Source organism: Tamlana crocina (assembly GCF_012037625.1).
On record NZ_JAAVJS010000015.1, the window covers coordinates 13,825 to 36,254 of the forward strand.

Below are 22,430 nucleotides of genomic sequence, written 5' to 3' on the forward strand. Positions count from 1 at the left end.
ATTACTTGGCACTGGCCTTTTCCTTTTCCAACTGCTCCTTGTGTTGTGCATCTACAACGGCAATGGCGGTCATGTTTACAATTTCATCAACACTGGCTCCCAATTGCAAAATATGCACCGGTTTTCGCATACCCATCATGATGGGACCGATGGATTCTGCCTCGTTGAGGGTTTTTAGTAATTTATAGGTAATGTTTGCCGAATCTAAATTTGGAAAAATAAGCGTGTTCACTTTTTTGCCTACCAATTTTGAAAACGGAAAACGCTCTTTAAGCATCTCGTCGTTTAGGGCGAAATCGGTTTGCAATTCACCATCTACAATCATTTCTGGGTGATAACGATGCAGGTTGGCCACGGCATCGCGCACTTTTGAAGCCTTTTCGCTGGTTGACGACCCAAAGTTTGAATATGAAATCATGGCCATAACCGGAGTAAGTCCAAACATTTTTACCACATGCGAAGTCATTTGAGCAATTTTGGTCAGTACCTTTGCATCGGGGTCGATGTTGATGGACGTATCACTTAAAAACAACGGGCCACGCTTGGTCATCATCATATTTGTGGTGGCCACACGGTTTACGCCATCGGCCATGCCTATTAGCTCCAACATCGGCTTAACCACACTCGGGTAATTTCTGGAATAGCCTGAAACCAAAGCATCGGCATCGCCTTCGTTAACCATCATCGCAGCAAAATAGTTTCGCTCACGCATTAATCGTTGTGCCGCGTAATAGGTTACACCACGGCGTTTGCGCTGTTCCCAATACACTTTGGCGTATTTATTTTTTCGGTCGTTTTCTTCTTCCGTTTTGGGATCGATGATCAAGACATCGTCGGCCTCAAACTCGATTTCGGCCATCAATTCTTTAATGGTTTCGGTTCGTCCCAATAAAATAGGAATCGCTACGCCCTCCTCATAAACTATCTGTGCTGCTTTAATTACAGCCAATTGGTCGGCTTCAGCATAAACCACACGCTTCGGATTCAATTTGGCGCGGTTCAAAAGTAACCTCACCAATTTATTATCAGAGCCCAAACGCTCGCGAAGGGTATCTTTATAATCTTCCCAATCGGTAATGGGCGATTTGGCCACACCGCTTTCCATGGCCGCTTTTGCCACAGCTGGTGGTACTTCGGCAATTAATCGGGGGTCGAATGGCTTCGGAATAATATAATCTTTTCCGAACGCCAAACGGGTTTCGCCATAAGCGATATTTACTTGCTCTGGCACGGGTTCTTTAGCCAATCTGGCCAAAGCCTCGACCGCTGCCATTTTCATTTCTTCGTTGATTTTAGTCGCACGAACGTCTAAAGCGCCACGGAAAATAAACGGAAACCCAAGCACGTTGTTCACTTGGTTAGGATGGTCGCTTCTACCCGTGGCCATAATCACGTCTTTTCTGGTGGCAATAGCCAAATCGTACTTTATCTCGGGATGCGGGTTGGCCATGGCAAACACAATAGGGTCTTTCGCCATAGATTTCAGCATTTCGGGCGATAGCACGTTGGCCATAGACAGCCCGATAAACACATCGGAATCGACCATTGCTTCTTCCAAAGTATCGATTTTGCGGTGTGTGGCGAATTCTGCTTTTTCAGAAGATAGATTTTCACGGTCATCTCGAATAACGCCTTTACTATCCAACATCACCATATTTTCGCGCTTGGCACCAAAAGCTTGGTACAATCGCGAACAAGAAATGGCCGCTGCTCCAGCACCACTGATTACGATTTTAACTTCGTCAATTTTTTTATTGGTGAGCTCTAAAGCATTGATTAACGCCGCCGCAGAAATAATGGCCGTACCGTGCTGGTCGTCGTGCATTACCGGAATATCAAGCTCTTCCTTCAATCGACGCTCAATTTCAAAAGCGCCGGGCGCTTTGATGTCTTCAAGGTTTATCCCTCCGAAAGTCGGCGCAATGTTTTTAACCGTTTCAATGAATTCATCAACATTTTCGGTATCGACTTCAATATCAAAAACATCGATATCGGCAAAGATTTTGAACAACAGACCTTTTCCTTCCATTACGGGTTTTGAGGCTTCAGGGCCGATATTCCCTAAACCTAAAACCGCCGTTCCGTTGGAAATTACGGCCACCAAATTACCTTTGGCCGTGTATTTATAGGCGTTGTTTTTATCTTTTTCAATTTCTAAACAAGGCTCTGCCACGCCTGGCGAATAGGCCAAAGACAAATCTCTTTGTGTAGCGTATTTTTTAGTGGGGACTACTTTTATTTTCCCGGGAACGGGCTTGGCATGATATATTAAAGCCTCTCTGCGTTTGCTTTCTTCACTCATAGTTTTCGGTTAATTAACTAAACGAACAAAGATAATAAACCTACCCAACCATATCGTTTTTCTTTGAAAAAATTGAATTTTATTTATTGATTGTGAAACTAAATGTAGCCCCATGACCCAATTCTGAGTCTACTTTTATGGCTCCCCCTAATTTTTCAACCAGCTTTTTAACCGTTGCCAAGCCAATGCCGTTACCTTCTCGGCCAAACCGATCTTGACTATTCAGTTTTTCAAAAATATTGAATATTTTATGCTGATTTTCTGGAGCTATACCCGGGCCATTATCCTTAACCCTAAATTTATATTTTTTATTGGTTTCTGAAACTGATATTTCAATTTCTGCTACTTCCTTGTCGTTGTATTTAATGGCATTGGCCACCAAATTGATTAGAATTTGATAGATGGCCGTTTTGTTGGCCTTAATACTTGGCAAAGTAGAATTTACAGTCATTTTTACATCATGGTCGAAATTAAAAAGTTCGAGAATTTCAGTATTCATCTCGTCCAGTTTAATAATTGATGCTTCTTGATTTAAAACGCTATCACTTTTACTGTATGCAAGTAAACCGTCAATTAAACTCGCCAGACTCTCTGAAGAATGGATAATCATTTCCAGCATTTGTATGCCTTGACCATCTATCTTCACTTTGTATTCTTCAACAAGCAAATTAGCTAAACCGGTTATACTTAACAACGGTGATTTTAAGTCGTGTGCCGCAACATAAGCAAAGCGCTCCAGTTCATGGTTTTTTTCTTCCAATTCCTGCAGAGTACTTTCCAATAAAAATTTGTTCTTTCGCAGCTCTAAAAGTTTCATAACCTGATTGGAAAGTGCACTTAGAGATTGAATCTGGCTTTGGCTTAACAAATTAGGCTTATGATCTATTACACACAAGGTACCCAAGGGCAATCCGTTTTCCAAAGTAAGGGGTACCCCAGCGTAAAAAATAACCGCAGGTTCTCCATCAACCAGCGGGTTTCCTATAAAGCGCTCATCTTTTCTCGCGTCTTGAATAATGAATACATTATGAGGGTCGTTTATAGCATGCGCACAGAAGGCATATTCTTTGGGAGTTTCGGTAGCATCTAAACCATGATGCGATTTAAACCATTGGCGTTTGTCGTCAATTAGGCTAATTAATGCCACAGGCATATCGCAAATCTCGGTGGCAATTTTTGTAATGTTATCATAATCGTCTTCGGGCAATGTATCGAGGATACTGAAAGATTTTAAGTACTCTAATCTTTCTTTTTCGTTTTCTGGCTCGGTTGGAGTTATCATGCTTTTCTTTTTTTTAAAAAACTCCAATCTAGTAAAATAATTACATTAACTACTGTTAAAATTTTGTTGTTTTAAATTTGGCGGTATTAGTTCTTATCAATTTCATACTCAAAGGTCTCAAGGTCTGCTTTTAAACGAACAGACTCTCCGTCATTTTCCCAAGTAATATCAATCTTGTTCTCCGAAGTATTTTTAATGTGCATTTCGCCCAAAAATGCTTTGGAAGTATTTCGCAACCTAATCATCTCCAATTGATAGCGGACCACATCTGTTTTTAATCCCTCCTCAACGTCCTGCAAGGTTAAAGTAGTTCGATTAATTTCTTTATGCCCTCCACTTCCTGCATTATCGGCTGCCTCATAATCGTTCTTTCCGGCAAACATATCCAAATACCAAACTTGCGGAATACCCGGCATAAACATTTGGATAGCACGCGCCAAAAGCATTTTATTTTCATCTTCGCCAAGGGCACTAAAAAATGTAGCATTGACTTGGTAATATGAGATTTTTTCTCCTGAAGGCCCGTAGAGGTTTTTCACTCTTCCGCCACGCTCCATCACTTTATCCATTACGGCTTCAATCTCGGCGTCTTCCAACAAACCTTTATTGTATTTACCATCAATCTCTTTACCTTTTAAATCCAGAACCGGAATACCATCATGGCACCCCAACATATTTACGGTTTTATAACCTTTGGAAACTACCTCGTTCACCCATTTAATCAAGGCTTTGTTGCTTCCAGTTTCCAAAGTATGAATCATTAAACCTGGAAGAAAAAAATCATAAATAGGATACCCTTCACCTGCCACTTCTTCATGGAGTTTTGCGCCATATTCTGCATGGATTTCTGGCAGAAGCACCAAATTATGTTTATCTGCAATTTGTTTTATACGCTCCAAATACTGCCAAGTGCCCGGTTTATTAAAAAAGTTAGTTTCGCCAACTTCTTTATGGAGATAGGCAAAAGCATCGAGACGTAAAATTTTGCAACCATATTGCTTTAATTTAGCCAGGGTTTCCTCGTAAAATTGCCAAACCAATTCGGATTTGGCATTAACATCCATTTGCCCTAAAAATGTTTTTTCGTTGGAGGCTTCATCCACCGCTATTTTTTGATAAAACGTGTTCCAGTAGGGTTGTTCCGTACCATCAGGAAATGGCACTTTTAAAATGGGTAGTCCTGCTTTACGCATAAACAGTTTATCCAAAAAATCTTTATTGGGCACTACTACATCTTCTTGATTTTTTTCACCGTTCCCGTCCCAAAAGGTATTCCAATTGATGAAGAAATCTTTGTATTTTGATTGTTCGCCGTTCTGCAACAAATCTTTAAACTGAGGCGAAGCGACCGATAAGTGGTTTAAAACAATGTCGAACTTTAGTTTAATATTTAACGCTTCTAAAGTTTTTAAATCGCTTTCTGAAACCAATGCTTCATTCAAGTTATAATCTATAATTGAAAATCCCCGATCTAAATCACTATTAAAAAAAGTAGGCAAGACGTAAAACAGCGAAAACACATCCTTAAACTCAGGCTTTTTTAGCATGGCAATTAAATCGCCCAGATTTTCACCTATACTATCGGGATAGGCATTGAGCATTACCCCACTAGACATTATTGTTTGTTCATCTTTCATAACAGTTTTGATAAAATATTGATATTATCTGGCAATCGTCCTACATTTTGAAGTTTGAGTGCCGCTAGTTTTAAAGCCACTTCAAGACATTCATCAACAGACTTTTTATTAATATAAGCGAATAAAAAACCAGACCAAAAGGCATCGCCTGCACCAGTGGCATCCATAACCTTTTCTATTTTTACAGCCGGCTTCACTATCTCTTCTTTTCCTTTTTGCGACAACTTTACGCCTTTGCTACCCAAGGTTAAACAAACGGTATCGACACCTTGATTATGAAAAAATTTAAATATTTCTTCGTGCGGAAGCTCCTTTTCAAAAAGACGGAGCATATCATCTTCACTAATTTTTACCAGAGGGTTTAAATTACAATAGGTCTTTATCACTTTTAAAGCTTCCTCTCGGCTATCCCAAAGCTTTCTGGCATAGTTAACATCAATACTCAAAGTGCAACCTTGTTTACTTGCTTCTTCGGCTTTTTTAAGAATGGTTTCTTGTGCCGGTTTTCGGCTTAACGCAAAACATGTAGTGTGGTAAATATTGGTTTTTCTTAAGGTTTCTTCTGTAATTTGACTTTCATCGATGTGATAATCGGTTTCCCTAAAAGGAAGAAAATCTGGAGTACCTTCAGACCGCGACACAAAAATGACGCTAGTGGCTTTGTTCTCCATTTTTTTGATAAAACTGGTGTTCACACCAACCTCTTTCAGTCTTTTAAATATATATTCTCCAAAACCGTCGTTACCAACCGTAGCCACCAATGCCGAATTCAACCCCAATCGAGCGGAATTCATCGCTACGTTTGTTGGTGAGCCTCCTAAATACCTATGATAATCACGTGTCTCATTGATAAGCACTCCAGATTGATGACCAATAAAATCGACCAGCACTTCACCAACGCATAATATATCTATATCTTTATTATTCTGAATCATTTTTAATCTTTGTAATTAATGTCCGCTAACGTTAAAAACATCCTTAATCGTTTCATTTTCATTCATTTCGGGTTGCTTAAGCCTTAGCGCCAAAACTCCTGCAATCACAAAAAACACTCCTCCAAACAGGATGGCGTTAACCGCACTATTACCCAACAAGTTTTTAACTATTGGACCAAAAGTTAATGTTTGAATACCCATAGGAATCACAATCATCATGTTTAAAATACCCATGTAAACGCCACGACGCTCTTGTGGCACAATTTTAGATACCATGGAATACGGAATGCCCATCATCGCCGCCCAACCAATTCCGAAGAGTATCATGGGTAAAACCACCAATAAAGGGTCATTTATATATGGGATGCATAACATGGCCAGTCCGGTTATAAACAAACTAAAAACATACACTTTTTTTCCGCCAAATTTTAATGCCAACGGCACCAATGCCAGGGCAAAAACAATGGTAGAAATATTGTAAGTCGTGTTCATCTTTGCCGCTTGTGCCAACGCTTGCGAGCTATCGAACCCCATACTTTCCTTAAACATAGGGGCTATAAATTGCCAATATACAAACAAGGCGTACCACTGAAACAAATAAACTGCTGAGAGTTTCCACATGAATTTGGGCATATCTTTTATGGCACTTACAATTTCCATAAAAGGCGTTTTAATTCTTTCGGAAATTGGTAAAGATTTGTGTTTTTCAATCTCTTTCAGTTCGTCATCCGAGGGCGGAATTTCCGGTGTTTTTAATACTGACCAAAGAATGGTTGAAATGGATAACACAGCACCTATAAAGAAGGAATAATACAGCCACTTTGGAATGGATTTCACATTTTCGGTAACTTCTTCAACACCGCCAAACCAATCTTGAAAAATGAATATTGAAGCATTGGCCAAAACAATTCCAGCTCCCACAAATAAACTCTGCATTTGATAGCCGAAACTAAGTTGTTCATTTGGCAGTTTATCACCCACAAAAGCGCGATAAGGCTCCATGGCCATGTTGTTTCCCACATCGAGAATCCACAATAATCCAACAGCAAACCATAACGCCGGACTGAATGGAAAAGCAAACAAACACAAACTACCAATTAAAGCCCCTATTAAAAAGAAAGGTTTCCGTCTTCCCCATTTTGGAGACCAGGTTTTATCTGAAATGGCTCCAATAATGGGCTGAACAATCAACCCAGTAACCGGGCCTGCCAAATTAAGCAAAGGCAGTTGGTCGTGCTCTGCACCGAGAAATGAAAAAATGGGATTAACGGCTGTTTGTTGCAAACCAAAACTATACTGAATGCCCAAAAACCCAACATTCATATTAAAGATTTGCCAGAAGGACAATTTTGGTTTTGCTATTTTCATAGTTTTTAGTGTTTAGTGTTCAGTTGTTTTAAAAAGCCCTCAAAATCAGCAACATTATTCATAATTAATTGCTGTCCTAGATCTACAATCGGCAACGATATGGCGTCAAGTGGAATGCCCGCCTTTTGCAATTTTAATACCATTTCGTTTTGTTTGTTTAAATCCACATCTACATCAAAGTAAACAAATTTTATATTGTTTTTTTTAAGGTAGGCTTTGGTATCCAGACAATAATGGCAGGTATCGCTACCGTAAACAATTAGTTTTTTCAACTCTTTTTTTACTGACTGATTTTTGGCACCTGAGCTTTGCTCTTGTGCAAAGCTTAAATTAACATTTAGAGTAAAAAACACTATTGAAACAATTATTGACTTCATCATTTAAACTGGATTTAAAAAGAAACTGGTGGAACTTACCAACACACCACCAGTTCCTAAATTAACAAACAAATCAAACTAAACTTATTGTTTTTAGAATTTATATTGTAATGAAACAGTTGATGAGCGACCACTTATTGACCTTGCTCTTACCAAACGGTCATTACCAAAAGCACCATCACCATTACCCTCAACCTCTGTAATACCAATGGTATCGAATAGGTTGTTAACACTCAATACTAATGACAATCCTTTGGTTAACCCAGCTCTACCTATTAGGTTAAAGTAGGCGTATCCTGGCATTACTAGATCGTTATTATCCTGAGCATAAGATTTTGTTGTACCCAAAACACTCAATGCCACACCGTGCTGCTTACCTTCACCGAAGTTATAAGACGGTGATAAGTTGTAAACCAAATCGGCCTGTCTTCTTGGCGTGTTTCCTTTGTTGTCACCACCGTCAATTTCAGCTTTGGTCCAAGTGAAAGACCCGTTGAATGTTAGATTTTCTCCAAAAGCCAATGCTGTTTCGGCCTCTAAACCAAGTGCTTTAAATGGGTTACCTACAGAACGATTCAACTCATTACTTAAACCTTCGTCAGTATTACTCATAAATCCAGTAAGGTTAAGCACCCCGTTGTTCAATCTTTTCTTAAAACCAACTTCCAATTGAGATACTTCATCGTACTGCACATCGGCCTTTCCATCGGTGCCGTAGTTATTTCTATCGGCAGCTCTACCCGAAGCACCCGAACTATAGCGTGCGAACACCGCCGAACCTTCGTTCAACTTATAGTTAAGACCAGCTGAATACGATACAAAGTTGTATTTGTCGTCAACAATTTGACCAGCATTTCCAATAATTACTGGAACGCTTTCTTCAATACCTTCTATAGTACCGTTTCCGTCGTAATCGTAGTTGCCTTGACTTGTTGGCCCAGCTTGAATGTTTCCGTTAACACGAACGTTTTCAAAACGGATACTACCATCAAAGTTTAATTTTTCAGTAATATCGGCATCCACACCAACATATGGTGAATTTACATTATGTACCGTGTTGTATTTACGTTGGCAGCAGTTGCCCCAAACCGGAGTTCCGTAAGAATACTGTCCGTTTCTTGAGAAGCCGTCGAAATCTGCTAATCTTGCTTGTCCGCCACCTTGTACTTCAGAAATGAACGAACTCCATTGCCATCCAATTTTGGTGTTTTGGGTTGCTGTGAATAAACCAGCAGTAAACCCAACATTATCACTTATTTTCTTAGATACTTTAACGTCGCCAAAGAAATTGCTTAAATCATCAACCGTTACATCGAACATGTGAATAATCTGCGCTAAACCATTCGAAGGATTAAAAGCCTCTCTATCTCCATCTGAATACACTAAAGAACCTGTTGCATTTACAGCATCTCTTGCGGTAGATTCAATTTCTGAAACCGTTCCAACGGCCGCAGTAAATGGAGACACCCACTCACCGCTATTGCTTGAATATCTTGCTTTACCAGTTACTTTCCAATCTTTAGGTAAGCTAAAAGAGAATTCTGCACCCAAAGATTTAGAGATAGGATTGTTTCCATTTCTAACATCGTTTACATGGTTTTCTCCGCTAAAAGGCGAGGTTCCGGCACTTTGTTGTAAATAAGCTGAATGTACAGCATCTGAAGTGATATCGAAACCAGGCAAGTTATCGTAAGTAGGGTCGTCGTTACTACCTTTTAACAACATAGGCATAGGCAAGTACATTACCGATCTGTCATTCAATAATTTTGTGTAAACACGCACATAGCCGTTATCGAATCTTTTGGTAAGGTTGGCTTTAAACTGCCCACCTTTATTACCTTGATAACCAATTTCGCGAGGCCCTTCGCCAGTTCTGATGAACCCACCCATATGATATGAAAACCCATTTTCTAAAGGTGCACCATATTCAAAATCCAATCGGCTAGTTTGATAACCCAACCCGAATGTTGTACCTACAGAACCACCTTCAGTTGAACCTGTTTTGCTAATCATGTTGATTATACCTGCTGGCCCATTTGAAGTTTGTGTAGAGGCTGAACCACCTCTAATGGCTTCCACTCTACCAATATTAGAATCAATTCTTAAAAAGTTATCGGCATTACCAAAAGACGTATCACCAAATAAATTTAAAGGCAAACCATCTTCCTGAATTTGGAAATACCTTGAACCACCCGAAGAAATAGGCACACCACGCACGTTAAAGTTGGCATTACCTTCACCACCTGATGATTCTGCACGAATACCTGGGATATTTCTAAAAAGCTCACCTGAACTACGCGGAGAAGCCTGTTCTATGAGTTTAACATCCATGGTAGAAACCGATACACTCGACTCGATTTTCGATTTCGGATTTACCACACCGGTTACCACCACTTGGTCTAAAGATTGAGTATCTTCCTTCATGGTAACATTAACTGAAACATCTGCTCCGCTTACGGATACACTTTGTGTAAACTTGGCATAACCTAAAAAGGAAGCTACTAAAGTGTAAGTTCCATTTTCAACATTATCAATGGAATAGTTTCCATCAAAATCTGTTACTGACCCCTTGGAGGTTCCTTCTAAAATAACGTTAACACCGGGCAACGGCACCCCAGCTTCGTCTTTTACGTTTCCTGATATTGATTGCGCCATTACGCTGCCAGCCGATAGAAGCATAACAATCAACAACATCCCTTTGTTCTTTAATGTGTTCATTTTTGTCTTTTTTAGTTATTTAAAAATTTAATCAGTTTATTTTGTCAAATATATATTTCAAACATGATTTTTTTATCAATCCACTAAACTATAACGATTTAGTTTAAACTAAATCGTTTTAGTAATTATAGAAATTAACTTTTATATTTACCATAATTTATAACTGGAATACCATTTTCAGCGCTGCGAAAAAACAAACAACTGAAAAACAAGCTATCGTAAAACTCAACTAAATGAAAGAAGCTGTAACCCTAAAACAAATTGCTGAAAAATTGGGTATTTCTGTAACTGCTGTCTCGAAAGCCCTCAAAGACTATCCAGACATTAGTAAGAAAACAAAGAAGCTTGTAAGGAAAACAGCAAAAGAACTCAACTATAAACCCAATACATTTGCAGTTAACTTAAGAACAAAAGAATCTAAAACCATTGGTTTGATTATTCCTGTAATTGTACACCACTTCTTCTCGAATGTTATTAAAGGCATAATAGCTCAGGCCGAAAAAAAGGGATACCTCGTGATTATACTTCAATCTAATGAATCTTATGAATTAGAAAAAAAACAATTGGATTTGCTGATGAGTCAACGGGTAGACGGCATAATAATATCATTGGCAAATGGAACCTCTAATTTTAGTCATTTAAACGATATCATTGCTCAGGAAAAACCTTTGGTAATGTTCGATAAAATAGCCAAGGTTGTAAAATGCTCTAAAGTGATTATTGATGACCGAAAGGCTGCTTACATGGCTACCCAACATTTAATTGATACAGGCTGCAAACGAATTGCTCATTTTAGGGGTTCACTGCTGCCACAAAATTCCATTGATAGATTTTTGGGTTATAAGAAAGCTTTAGAAGACAACAATATGGTTTTTGACCCCGCTTTGGTCTATTTGTGCGAATGTGGCGACATGAGTTTTGAAGAGGGGCAAAACAATGCGAAAAAGCTATTGAACGACCACAACGATGTTGATGGAATTTTTATCAACACCGATTTGGTAGCTATTGGTGCGATGACTGAATTTAACAAACAAGGCATAAAAATACCTGATGACATTAGTATTGTTGGGTTTAGCAATTGGTTTATGGCTTCGGTTATTTCTCCTTCACTTACCACCATAGACCAACCGGGATACCAAATGGGCAAAGCTGCATTTAAACAATTATTCAAAGAAATTAAAGCAGCTAAAAAAAATAAAACCGTAGAACCTGAAGTTATCACACTAGACACGGCTTTGGTAAAAAGGGATTCCACCAAATAAAAAAAATAATCGCCCTATCCCTTTAGGTCTTGATTTTTAAGCCTTCGCTCCCCCTATTGGTTAAAACGATAAACAGGCTTTCTTTTAAGTTATAAAAACACCCAAAAAAAAACCTAATGTAAACTAAATGTTAACTAAATGTAAATTAATTGTAAACTTTTTGCTATATTAGATTAAAAATGAGAGTTATGCAATTATTTAAAAACATCAGAAAAACGTTTAAATCACTATCGTATAAATATTGGGTTTTTAAAATAAGATTGAAAATGTATGTCCTAAAATCGAAACGTGTTTTTGAAACGCCTTATAGGTAAAAACTAATCATTTAATGCTTTAAAAACTTAATATTTCGAGTTAAACCGGCGTATTTGGTACGCTTTACGGCCGATTTTTTAAACACTTTTCTAAAGGTATCTTCGGTAATCTCTTCCCAGTCTTTCTTGCTCATAGAAAGTAATTCGGGATGCGGATTGAACAATGGTTCATTATGTGGTTTTGAAAACCGATTCCACGGACAAACGTCTTGGCACACATCGCAACCAAACATCCAGTCGTCCATTTTCCCGTTAAATTCCTTTGGAATGTTTTCCTTTAACTCAATGGTTAAGTACGATATGCATTTGCTGCCATCTACTACATAAGGTTCAACAATGGCTTGTGTGGGGCATGCGTCAATACAAGCAGTGCACGTACCACAATGGTCGGTAGTTGGTGCATCGTATTCCAATTCTAAATCGATAATCAATTCGGCTATAAAGTAAAAAGACCCCACTTGCTGGGTGAGCAAATTGCTATGCTTCCCTATCCAGCCCAAACCACTTTTTGCAGCCCAAGCTTTATCAAGCACCGGTGCGGAATCGACGAAGGCTCGCCCTTCCACCTCGCCTATTTCATTTTGAATGAATTGTAAAAGCGATTTCAATTTGTCCTTAATGACAAAATGATAATCGGTTCCGTAAGCATACTTGGAGAGCTTGTAACTTTCAGGGTTTTGGGTTTCCGAAGGAAAATAATTCAGCAACAACGACACCACACTTTTTGAACCTTCAACCAATTTTGTAGGATCCAACCGCTTGTCGAAATGGTTTTCCATGTATTGCATTTTGCCGTTCATGTTCTTGTTTAACCATTTTTCCAAACGCGGGGCTTCTTCTTCTAAAAACTCAGCCTTCGAAATTCCACAAGACAAAAAACCGAGGCGTTTGGCTTTATCTTTAATTAATTTCGCATATTTTTCTTTATACTCCATATGTCACGCTGAGCGCAGTCGAAGCGCTTAAATCATCTAATTTTTATATTTATGATGTGTTGCATTTCTACATTCTGAAAGTATTTGAAGCATATCAAAATCACCTTCAATCAGAGCTTGCTTTTTGGCTCTTGTCCAACCTTTAATTTTCTTTTCAAAATTAATAGCTTGTAAAACGTCATTGAACTCTTGATGAAATTCTAAAAAAAGAGGTCTTCTCTTAAAAGTATATGAATCTTTTTGGAAACCCAACTGATGTTCTGTAAACCTTTTTTCTAAATCGTTGGTAATTCCTGTGTAAAAGGAATCATCTGAGCATTTAATAATATATACAAAATAGGAATACATTTTGTTAACTGCATTTATATGGGCTTCGACTGCGCTCAGCCTGACACTAGGATTTAAAATAAACCACCTTGCGTTGGCCCTTTAATTTTACCAAGGTGCTTGTAAGCTTGCTCGGTCACTTCTCGGCCACGGGGCGTTCGCATGATGAATCCTTGCTGAATTAAAAAAGGCTCGTAAACTTCTTCAATGGTTTCAGGGCTTTCGCTTACTGCCGTAGCAATGGTGGTAATCCCGACAGGGCCTCCTTTGAATTTTTCGATGATAGTCGATAGGATTTTATTATCCATTTCATCCAATCCATGCGCATCAACGTTTAAAGCTTCCAAAGCGAATTTGGCGATTTTAATGTCTATTTTTCCGTTGCCTTTTATTTGGGCGAAATCGCGCACACGGCGTAATAAGGCATTGGCAATACGGGGTGTACCTCGACTTCTACCGGCAATTTCAACAGCCGCCTCCATTGAAATGGGTACATTTAAAATGCTGGCACTACGTTGAATAATCGTCGTTAATAAGTCGGTTTTGTAATATTGCAACCTACTCTGAATTCCAAAACGGGCGCGCATAGGCGAAGTTAATAATCCCGAACGTGTCGTCGCGCCGACCAATGTAAACGGATTCAAATTAATCTGAACCGTCCTGGCATTGGGCCCCGTTTCAATCATAATATCGATTTTATAGTCTTCCATAGCCGAGTACAGATACTCTTCTACAATGGGGCTCAATCGGTGGATTTCATCAATAAACAGCACGTCGCGCTCTTCGAGATTGGTTAGCAGACCGGCTAAATCGCCCGGCTTGTCTAAAACAGGACCTGAAGTTATTTTTATTCCCACGTCCAACTCATTGGCTAAAATATGGGCTAAAGTGGTTTTTCCCAGCCCAGGAGGACCATGAAACAAAGTATGATCTAAAGCTTCGGTGCGCAAATTGGCGGCCTGAACAAAAATTTGAAGATTTTCCAATACTTGATCCTGACCCGTAAAATCATCAAAAGATAGGGGTCTTAATTTTTTTTCTACATCGAACTCTTCTGGAGAAAAATTATGGCTTGTTGGATCTAGGTTTTCGTTCATACAAAGCCCTTCGACTGCGCTCAGGGTGACATTTCATTTCAAATAAAAATAGATTTCCGTCTTCACGGGAATAACAAAATTAAGTACTCAAGCAAATATAAACAAAAAGCCTTTCCTGCGGGGAAAGGCTTTGACTAATAATTTGGTTAAAATTAGGGTTGGTTATGAATCTCTTTTACAAGATTTCCGCTTAGGCGGAAATTTTTGTTAATTTAAAATAGTAAACTCGCAGCGTCTGTTAATATCGTATTCCTCATCATCACAAATGCCTTCTTTTACACATTTATTAAGCGGCTGCATTTCACCGTAGCCAATGCTTTTTAAGCGGTTACGCTCTATACCTTGACTTACTAAATACTCTAAAGTAGATGCGGCGCGTCGTTTGGACAAGTTCAAATTATACTCGTCTGGGCCACGGGCATCGGTGTGTGCCGAAACCTCCACTTCCATACTTGGGTATTTTTTCATTAAGTCGACCAAAACGTTCAGGGTTTTTGCGGCATCTTCACGGATTTCCGATTTATCGAAATTAAAGAATATTTTTTCCAATTGCACTTGTACATCGCCTTTTTCGTTTTCTTTTACGCGTTCTTCAGCATCGGCATACGATTCTAAACTTAAATAAATATTATGCTGAATTTTTCCTTTGCTATCGGTTGAAAACTCTACATCCTGCGGAATATACGCTTTGCGTGTTCCGCGAACCTTATATTTTTTGTTCGGTTCTATTTTGAAAATATAGTAAGCATCGTCACCCACAATGGTGTCTTGAATTACAGTATCAGACTCATCGAACAAGGTGACCAAAGAACCTGTCAACAATTCTTGGCTGTTTTTGTCTTGCACAACACCTTCCACTTGATATTTAGTCAATGGGTTTTCCTCCCTTGCGAAACCAAAAATCCGGTCGTAACCCGTGCGGTTTGAAGACACATAACCCATGTTGTCTTTCTCGCGAACCACATAGGCAAAATCGTCCAAATTACTGTTTACCGAACCACCCAAGTTCACGGGTTTATCGAACTCGCCGTTTACCATATTGCTTCTAAACACATCCAATCCGCCATAACCTTCATGACCAATGGATGAAAAATACAGCACATTGTATTCGCTTATAAATGGAAATTGCTCGCGGTGTTTGGTATTTACTTTATCTCCCAAATTTACAGGGTCGCCATAAGTACCATCGTCGTTAATAGCTACTTTATAAATATCGAAACTTCCGTAAGTTCCCGGCATATCGCTGGCAAAATACAGCGTTTTTTCGTCTTTGCTCAATGCTGGGTGCTCGGTACTGTAGCTGTTCGATGTAAATGGTAGAGCCGTTACGTTGGTCCATTCGCCATCAACCATTTCTGCTTTATAGATTTTGATGTGGGCAATACGCTCTTCATCCGTTCTCTTACGGGTTTCGTTTGTTCGGTTGAAATACATGGTTTTCCCATCTTTGGTAATCACCGCATTACTTTCGTGCGAATCGGTATTAATCGCATCCGGAAATGCTTGAATATCTTCCAAAGTATTGGCACCGCTTAATGTAGCATGGTATAAATCCAAATACGGTAAATTATTCCATGAGTATGCTGGGTTATCGGAATTTCTGGCGGAAGCAAAAGCCACCTTATCATCTCCAAAAAACGATAATCCGAAATCACCACTGGAGTTTTTATTTTCAATTTGTTTTAAATTGAAGACGTGGGGTGTATTTTTTTCAACCGACTCGACAAAAGCCATTGTATTTACAGGCCTGTTGTAATATAAGCTTAAATGCTTATCGGCTTCCTTGTAGTTTTTAACGCCTTTTAAAGCCTGCCCAAAACGAAAATGGTAATCGATGTCGATAGAATCGCCATATTCCACAAACAGCTCTCTATAGGTTTTAACTGCTTTTTGAAGACTGGCATTGTAGTAATAACTATCGGCCAAATTTTGAAGCACTTCTTGATTGCGCTGTTTGGTTTCGTAAATTTCGGCAGCATCTTTATAGGCTCGCATTTCAAAAAGCTTATTTACGCGTTTTAAATTGCTTTTTTGTGCCCATGCCATTCCACCAACTAATAAAAGGCCTGCCAGTATATATGTATTTTTTTTCATCTTTACTTGTTGTTAAAAATTAGAAGAACCTTGGTGAACGGTCGTAGCCACCTTTAAATCCGAATAAGTCCACATCAAACAGTACAAAAATTTCGTGCGATCCCGAGCTGTATTCGTTTAAGCTGCTCATGGTGTAATCGTAAGCATAGCCTATTCTCAAATCTGGTGTTAACCTAAAATTTACCAGGGCACTCATCGCATCGCCTAGACGGTAGCCCAAACCGGCTTCCAATCTTTCATTTATCAGCACATTTGCCGTCACATCAAGAGCCATAGGCGCCCCTTTCACCGCTCTTGCCATAAAAGCTGGCTTCAGCTTTAGATTTTGATTTAAATCGAACACATAACCACCAGTAAAAAAGTAATGTACATTTTCAACTCCCGTTGCTTTTATACCATTTTCTTCTTCCAAATGTTTTGTGGACAACATATTGGGTGCCGAAAGCCCCAAATAATAGTTTTCTGTGAAAAAGAAAGCACCAATACCCACATTAGGGAATACACGGTTAACGTTTTCATTAAAGGCTACGTCAAGGCCATTTGATGCACTCCCAGATTGTAGTTCAAAATCGTTAAAATTGGTATCGAACATGGTAACTCCAGCCTTTAATCCGAAAGATATTTTGGTTTCTATCCCCACTGGAAGCACGTATGCGAAATCGGCATAAATATTATTTTCGTTTACCACATCACCAATATTATCGTTGGTGAACGAAACACCCATTTCAATTTTATCGTTTATGGGTGTATGGGCGAAAAATGTTCCCGTTTTTGGAGCACCTTCCACGCCTACCCATTGGGTTCTGTAAAGTCCGCCGAGGTTTAAAATACCTTCTTCGGCGGTGGCATAAGCGGGGTTAATAACGCTCATGTTGTACATGTACTGCGTAAATTGGGGGTCTTGCTGTGCGTGACTTTGTATCGACAAGAACGCCAGACCTAACAAAGCAGCTATTTTATGATATATATTTAAATTGTTCATCGTTTCTAAATTTTGCTTTATTTATCAATTATCTGCTTAAGTATAAGCGTCCTTGTTCTGGTTGATTTTCGCCATCATTAAATTTAATGATGTAGAAATACACGCCGACCGGGAGTTTGCCTTTTGAAACCACTCTCGATTGGTTGGATGTTCCATCAAATCTTGGAGAATTGGCATTTCCTTTGTAAACCACATTACCGTTTCGGTTGAAAATTTCAATTTCGAAATTCGGATAAAGCAATGCTAAGTTGTCAACATCGTAAGTATCGTTTACACCATCGCCATTTGGAGAGAATCCATCTGGTAAATCTACTTTTTCGCAGGCGGTAACATCTGGCGTTACGGCCAAACGCGTACTGCTTTCACAACCTGTTGAAGCATCTATCAATGCGGCATAGTAAGTTGTATTGGTTAGCATTTCACTTTCTGAAAGGGTTGAACCACCTGTTGCGGCATCGTACCATACCACATTATCTATATTTGAATCGTAATCCAAAATATTATTGCTTAAATCTAAAATGGTTGGATTATCATTGATACAATAGTCTTCGGAAGCATCTGCCAAGGTTGGCGTTGGGGCGTCGTTTACCGTAGCCACAACTTGCACGGCCACTGACGATTCACACCCCGAAGTTGTGGTTTGGGTAGCATAATAATCCTCTCCATTAGTCAAGCCTTCTGTACCTGTTAAAGGTAAAGTTAAGCTTGCATCTTCGTACCAATTTACTGTTCCGCTTGGACGAATAGCAATTGACAAATCTGCTACTGTGGGGTTATCAACCAAACAGTAAGACGGATTGGCATCGTTAACAATTATAGCTGGGCTATCATTAACCGTTACCGATACTATAGCCTCGGCATCTGGCGAACAAGGTGATTCTGCCGTTACGGTATAAGTATAATCTCCCGGGGCATCGACAGCAGGGTCGAAAACGCCCGTACCACTAGCTAAGGTTGGCGACCAGGTTCCGCCGCTTTGAGCACCAGAACCTAATAAGGTGAATAAATCGGTTGGACCATCAATTACACAAAGCGCAACGGATGCATCTGCTCCGGCATTTGGTGCCAAGGTAACTGAAACATCAATACTACTTGATGCCGTTCCGCAAGCGTTGGTGTATGCATAGGTATAAGTACCCGGAGCATCTACTAAGGGATCAAAAACACCCGTACCACTAGTTAAGGCAGGCGACCATGTTCCTCCCGTATCTGGGTTTCCGTTTAAATAATCGAATAAGTTTACGGTACCATTGTTGCTACAAAGCTCTAATGGGCTGCCATCTGCACCCGCGTTAAAAGGCTCTTCCACTGTTACCGATATCACCGTGCTATCGTCAGCACAAGTAGATGTGCCTGATACGGTATAAGTAAAACTATAGGTTCCTGCGAATAATCCCGTAGCATTAAAAATATTACCGAGCAACGAGCCCACGTTATCGTCATTACTCCAAGTACCTCCAGCATCTTGCGAACCATCTAAACCAGCAAATAAATCGATATTATTATCTGTGCTACAAACAATAAGCGCTGTACCATTGGGGTTTCCGGCATTTGGAGACGTGTAAATATTTACGTTTACCGCTGTTCGGGTTGCCGATTCACAATTTTTTGCGGGATCGGTTTGCGAAGCATAATAAGTAGCCCCGTTTACTAAGGCGTCAGTACTTATTAACAGATTACCACCAGTGACCGCATCGTACCATTGGATGTTATCTCCAGTAGCTGCTAAATCGGCCACGGTAGCACTATCACAAAACTCTTGTGGAGAATTGGCCGTTGGAGCAAAAGTATCATTTATAATAATGGTTACGGTTACGTCTGCATCGTCGCAACTACCAATAGCATCCACATTAAAAGTAAAATTGTAATTGCCTTGAGTAAGATTATCTAAAGCCACTTCATTTCCGTTTAAAGCGCCCGAGGCATCGTCATCACTCCACGTACCTGATTGGTCTTCATCGGTAAGTAAATCGAACAGATTATAAGTTTGCCCAGTTGTAATTTCCGAAAGGCAGAATTCTGCCGGAGCATTCGCTATTCCCGATTCTGGAGCATCGTTTACGGTAATTGTTACCGTGCTACTGTCCGAACATCCATTCGCATCAGTAATACTATATGTGAAATTATAGCTTCCAATACCCAAAACAGTTAAATCAACATCGCTTCCCGAAAGGGCTCCCGAAGTGTTATCGTCACTCCAAACACCTCCGGCATCTTCGCCTGAAAGTTGAGCAAACAAATCTAAAGGTGAATTCGCTGTTAACTCATTTTCACAAAATGAAACGTTTGACGGTGTTCCGGTGTTTGGTAATGGGTTAATAATAACGGATACCGTAACGTTAGCATCGTCACAACTTCCTATTGGGTCAATATCAAATGTAAAACTGTATGTATTTGCAGTATAACCCGATAAATCTACATTGGTTGGGTCTACTACTGTTGTTGATGTGGTATTATCGGTCCATGTACCCGTTCCACTTTCTCCAGAAATTAAGCTGTATAAGTCAAAACTTGATGGTGCAGTTCCCTCGCAAAATTCTTCCGGTGCATTTGCTGTACCGGATTCCGGAGCATCGTTTACGGTAACCGTTACCGTGCTACTATTTGAGCAGCCATTGGTATCGGTTATGCTATATGTAAAATTATAGCTTCCGATGCCCAATTTGGTTAAATCCACATCACTTCCTGAAAGTGCTCCCGAAGTATTATCGTCACTCCAAATACCTCCAGCATCTTCTCCTGAAAGTTGAGCAAACAAGTCCAACGGTGAATTGGCTGCTAAATCATTTTCACAAAATGAAACGTTTGACGGTGTTCCGGTGTTTGGTAATGGGTTAATAATAACGGATACCGTTACGTTTGCATCGTCGCAACTGTCTATTGGGTCTATATCGAAAGTAAAACTATATGTATTTGCAGTATAAGCCGATAAATCTACATTCGTTGGATCTGCTACTGTTGTTGATGTGGTATTATCGGTCCATGTACCAGTTCCACTTTCGCCAGAAATTAAACTGTATAAGTCAAAACTTGCTGGTGCAGCACCTTCACAAAACTCGGCTGGCGCATTTGCCGTACCAGATTCTGGGGCAGGTAATACTGTAATTGAAATAGTTTCATCATCTGTACACGTTCCATTATCAACCGTATAAGTAAATTGATATGGGCTTCCGGTAGCAGTAAATGATGTAATATCTATTGGGTTCGACACCGTGTTGTTGCCTGAATCCGTCCAAGTTCCACCTCCGTCATATGGTGCGTTAAGCGCATCGAACAAATCAAATGGGGAGTTTGCTGCCAAGTCATTTTCACAAAATTCTTGGTTGTTGGCCGTTCCTGCATTAGGATCGGCTAAGACAATAACTTGCACTGTGGTCGACTCTTCTGGACAGGGACTTGGTGCTAAGTTTTGGGTGTATGTAAAATTATAGGTTTGCGGGGTATAACCTGATAAATCAATTGTGGAAGCAACCACTGGCCCCGAGCTCGAAGTACCCTGTGTCCATTGTCCGTTGGGGTCTTCATTCTCAATTAATGTGAACAAATCGAAATCTGTTGGTAAGCCAGACTCGCAAAATGAAGCTGGATTGGAAGCCGAAGCTGTACCCGAAGACCATGTTTGATAGATGGTAATTGAAACCGTTGAAGCTTCGTCTGGGCAAGCGTTATTACTCAAAACCGAATAGGTAAACGTATAGGTGCCTGCCACATTTAACGAAGAAATATCCACAGTTCCTAAATGGCCGTTTGTTGTGGCCACTGGCCCTGCCCAAGTTCCGGTTGTATCAGGGGCACCAGTTAATTCATCAAACAAATTAAAGGGTGCTGGCAAGTTATCATTACAGTACTCTAATGTTGCGGAGTTTCCGGTGTTCACTGGATCATCCACTTCAACGGTTAGGGGTACCGCGTTACTATCACAAAACACATCGTTTATTTGCACATAATAAGTGCTACCATCAACCAAAGCTGTAGATAACGACAAAGCTGGTGGAATGGGATCTCCAGAACCATCAATATTGTTATACCAACTGTAATTAGTTGCCGTTGTTCCTGGGTCTAAATCTCCTATAGTTGGGTTAGTATCTGAACAAAATGATTGGGGTGATGCCGGTGTTGGATCGGCCGGTGCACTAAAAACCCCCACGTTTCCGAATTCTAATTGGCTTTTACAACCACTATTATCAACAAACACTATAAAATAACCAGACCCTCCTTCTGGTATAGCATCCGAAGGATTGGCTTGATCGGTTAAAGCAAAGTCATTATAAACTTCAACCGAGCCTCCAGATGGTATGCTAGACTGCAACACATCATCAATATAGGTTTGAATTGTGGCATTATCGTTACTACAATAAATTCGGTCTAAATTTTGCCCTGAAATTCCTACTTGAAAAGTTATGGTAATTGAAGCCCGTGGTTGAGGACAACTCTCTGAATTATTATCAATATAATATATCCCTTGGGAAACATTTTCGTTTTCATTAAAGGCTGTTCCACCTGTGTCTGCGTTATACCAAACAATACCATCACCGCCATCTACGGCATAATCTGCACTTAAATCTGCAAAGGTATACCCCGATGCATCACATATTGGTGGTGGGTTAGAATCTGTAATTGTAGGGCATTGTGCAAACAGGGCTTGCGACATGCCAAACAACAGTAAAAAGAAAAACGCATGACTAAATGCATTTCTAAACAGTAGTTTTGTTTTCATAATTGAAACTTTAGAATCTTGATTAAATGGCTTTCAACTTGTACTAAATACTACCAACGAATTGGGAGAATCAAATTACAAAT

At 39.7% G+C, this 22,430-nt stretch carries 14 protein-coding genes; 1 reads left to right on the forward strand and 13 read right to left on the reverse strand.

Annotated elements, in window-relative coordinates; translation table 11 throughout:
* Position 1 precedes the first annotated feature (1 nt).
* The 7 genes from HC176_RS11290 to HC176_RS11320 form a co-directional block, all read right to left on the reverse strand.
* Positions 2-2,302, reverse strand: coding sequence for an NADP-dependent malic enzyme (locus HC176_RS11290; protein ID WP_167918364.1), 2,301 nt, complete (start codon positions 2,300-2,302; stop codon positions 2-4).
* Positions 2,303-2,381: 79 nt separating this feature from the next.
* Positions 2,382-3,584 (reverse strand): GAF domain-containing sensor histidine kinase, encoded by a 1,203-nt coding sequence (locus HC176_RS11295; RefSeq protein ID WP_167918366.1) that lies wholly within the window; start codon positions 3,582-3,584, stop codon positions 2,382-2,384.
* A gap of 86 nt (positions 3,585-3,670) precedes the next feature.
* Complete coding sequence (gene gtfA / locus HC176_RS11300; protein WP_167918368.1) at positions 3,671-5,221, reverse strand: sucrose phosphorylase; 1,551 nt, start codon at positions 5,219-5,221, stop codon at positions 3,671-3,673.
* Complete coding sequence (locus tag HC176_RS11305) at positions 5,218-6,156, reverse strand: carbohydrate kinase family protein (protein ID WP_167918370.1); 939 nt, start codon at positions 6,154-6,156, stop codon at positions 5,218-5,220. The genes gtfA and HC176_RS11305 overlap by 4 nt, the downstream gene beginning before the upstream one ends.
* 15 nt (positions 6,157-6,171) lie before the next feature.
* Entirely contained in the window at positions 6,172-7,524 is a 1,353-nt protein-coding gene (locus HC176_RS11310) for an MFS transporter (protein WP_167918372.1), read from the reverse strand.
* A 5-nt stretch (positions 7,525-7,529) separates the two neighbouring features.
* On the reverse strand, positions 7,530-7,904 hold the full coding sequence (locus tag HC176_RS11315; protein WP_167918374.1) for a glutaredoxin domain-containing protein: 375 nt from the start codon (positions 7,902-7,904) through the stop codon (positions 7,530-7,532).
* A 90-nt stretch (positions 7,905-7,994) separates the two neighbouring features.
* Positions 7,995-10,619 (reverse strand): TonB-dependent receptor, encoded by a 2,625-nt coding sequence (locus tag HC176_RS11320; protein ID WP_167918376.1) that lies wholly within the window; start codon positions 10,617-10,619, stop codon positions 7,995-7,997.
* A 233-nt stretch (positions 10,620-10,852) separates the two neighbouring features.
* Here HC176_RS11320 and HC176_RS11325 point away from each other — a divergent pair, with 233 nt between their 5' ends.
* Complete coding sequence (locus HC176_RS11325) at positions 10,853-11,881, forward strand: LacI family DNA-binding transcriptional regulator (protein ID WP_167918378.1); 1,029 nt, start codon at positions 10,853-10,855, stop codon at positions 11,879-11,881.
* 325 nt (positions 11,882-12,206) lie between these two features.
* On the opposite strand, the gene queG is transcribed toward HC176_RS11325, so the two are convergent.
* The 6 genes from queG to HC176_RS11355 all read right to left on the reverse strand — a co-directional run bounded on the left by queG (position 12,207) and on the right by HC176_RS11355 (position 22,347).
* Positions 12,207-13,130, reverse strand: a complete 924-nt coding sequence (queG, locus tag HC176_RS11330; RefSeq protein WP_167918380.1) for a tRNA epoxyqueuosine(34) reductase QueG — start codon at positions 13,128-13,130, stop codon at positions 12,207-12,209.
* A 36-nt stretch (positions 13,131-13,166) separates the two neighbouring features.
* Positions 13,167-13,478, reverse strand: a complete 312-nt coding sequence (locus HC176_RS11335; RefSeq protein ID WP_167918382.1) for a GIY-YIG nuclease family protein — start codon at positions 13,476-13,478, stop codon at positions 13,167-13,169.
* A gap of 53 nt (positions 13,479-13,531) precedes the next feature.
* Positions 13,532-14,554 carry a Holliday junction branch migration DNA helicase RuvB gene (gene ruvB / locus HC176_RS11340; RefSeq protein WP_167918383.1) on the reverse strand — a complete coding sequence of 341 codons (1,023 nt, stop codon included), beginning with the start codon at positions 14,552-14,554 and terminating at the stop codon, positions 13,532-13,534.
* Positions 14,555-14,761: 207 nt separating this feature from the next.
* Positions 14,762-16,648: an OmpA family protein gene (locus tag HC176_RS11345; protein ID WP_167918385.1), complete on the reverse strand. Its 1,887-nt coding sequence runs from the start codon at positions 16,646-16,648 to the stop codon at positions 14,762-14,764.
* A 19-nt stretch (positions 16,649-16,667) separates the two neighbouring features.
* Positions 16,668-17,630: a PorP/SprF family type IX secretion system membrane protein gene (locus HC176_RS11350; RefSeq protein WP_167918387.1), complete on the reverse strand. Its 963-nt coding sequence runs from the start codon at positions 17,628-17,630 to the stop codon at positions 16,668-16,670.
* Between the two features lie 28 nt (positions 17,631-17,658).
* Positions 17,659-22,347, reverse strand: a complete 4,689-nt coding sequence (locus HC176_RS11355; RefSeq protein ID WP_167918389.1) for a gliding motility-associated C-terminal domain-containing protein — start codon at positions 22,345-22,347, stop codon at positions 17,659-17,661.
* Positions 22,348-22,430 lie beyond the last annotated feature (83 nt).

Coding starts and splice junctions, on each gene's coding strand:
- HC176_RS11350 (WP_167918387.1), bottom strand. CDS start 17,630: ATGAACAATTTAAATATATATCATAAAATAGCTGCTTTGTTAGGTCTG.
- gtfA (WP_167918368.1), bottom strand. CDS start 5,221: ATGAAAGATGAACAAACAATAATGTCTAGTGGGGTAATGCTCAATGCC.
- queG (WP_167918380.1), bottom strand. CDS start 13,130: ATGGAGTATAAAGAAAAATATGCGAAATTAATTAAAGATAAAGCCAAA.
- HC176_RS11345 (WP_167918385.1), bottom strand. CDS start 16,648: ATGAAAAAAAATACATATATACTGGCAGGCCTTTTATTAGTTGGTGGA.
- ruvB (WP_167918383.1), bottom strand. CDS start 14,554: ATGAACGAAAACCTAGATCCAACAAGCCATAATTTTTCTCCAGAAGAG.
- HC176_RS11320 (WP_167918376.1), bottom strand. CDS start 10,619: ATGAACACATTAAAGAACAAAGGGATGTTGTTGATTGTTATGCTTCTA.
- HC176_RS11355 (WP_167918389.1), bottom strand. CDS start 22,347: ATGAAAACAAAACTACTGTTTAGAAATGCATTTAGTCATGCGTTTTTC.
- HC176_RS11315 (WP_167918374.1), bottom strand. CDS start 7,904: ATGATGAAGTCAATAATTGTTTCAATAGTGTTTTTTACTCTAAATGTT.
- HC176_RS11290 (WP_167918364.1), bottom strand. CDS start 2,302: ATGAGTGAAGAAAGCAAACGCAGAGAGGCTTTAATATATCATGCCAAG.
- HC176_RS11305 (WP_167918370.1), bottom strand. CDS start 6,156: ATGATTCAGAATAATAAAGATATAGATATATTATGCGTTGGTGAAGTG.
- HC176_RS11325 (WP_167918378.1), top strand. CDS start 10,853: ATGAAAGAAGCTGTAACCCTAAAACAAATTGCTGAAAAATTGGGTATT.
- HC176_RS11295 (WP_167918366.1), bottom strand. CDS start 3,584: ATGATAACTCCAACCGAGCCAGAAAACGAAAAAGAAAGATTAGAGTAC.
- HC176_RS11335 (WP_167918382.1), bottom strand. CDS start 13,478: ATGTATTCCTATTTTGTATATATTATTAAATGCTCAGATGATTCCTTT.
- HC176_RS11310 (WP_167918372.1), bottom strand. CDS start 7,524: ATGAAAATAGCAAAACCAAAATTGTCCTTCTGGCAAATCTTTAATATG.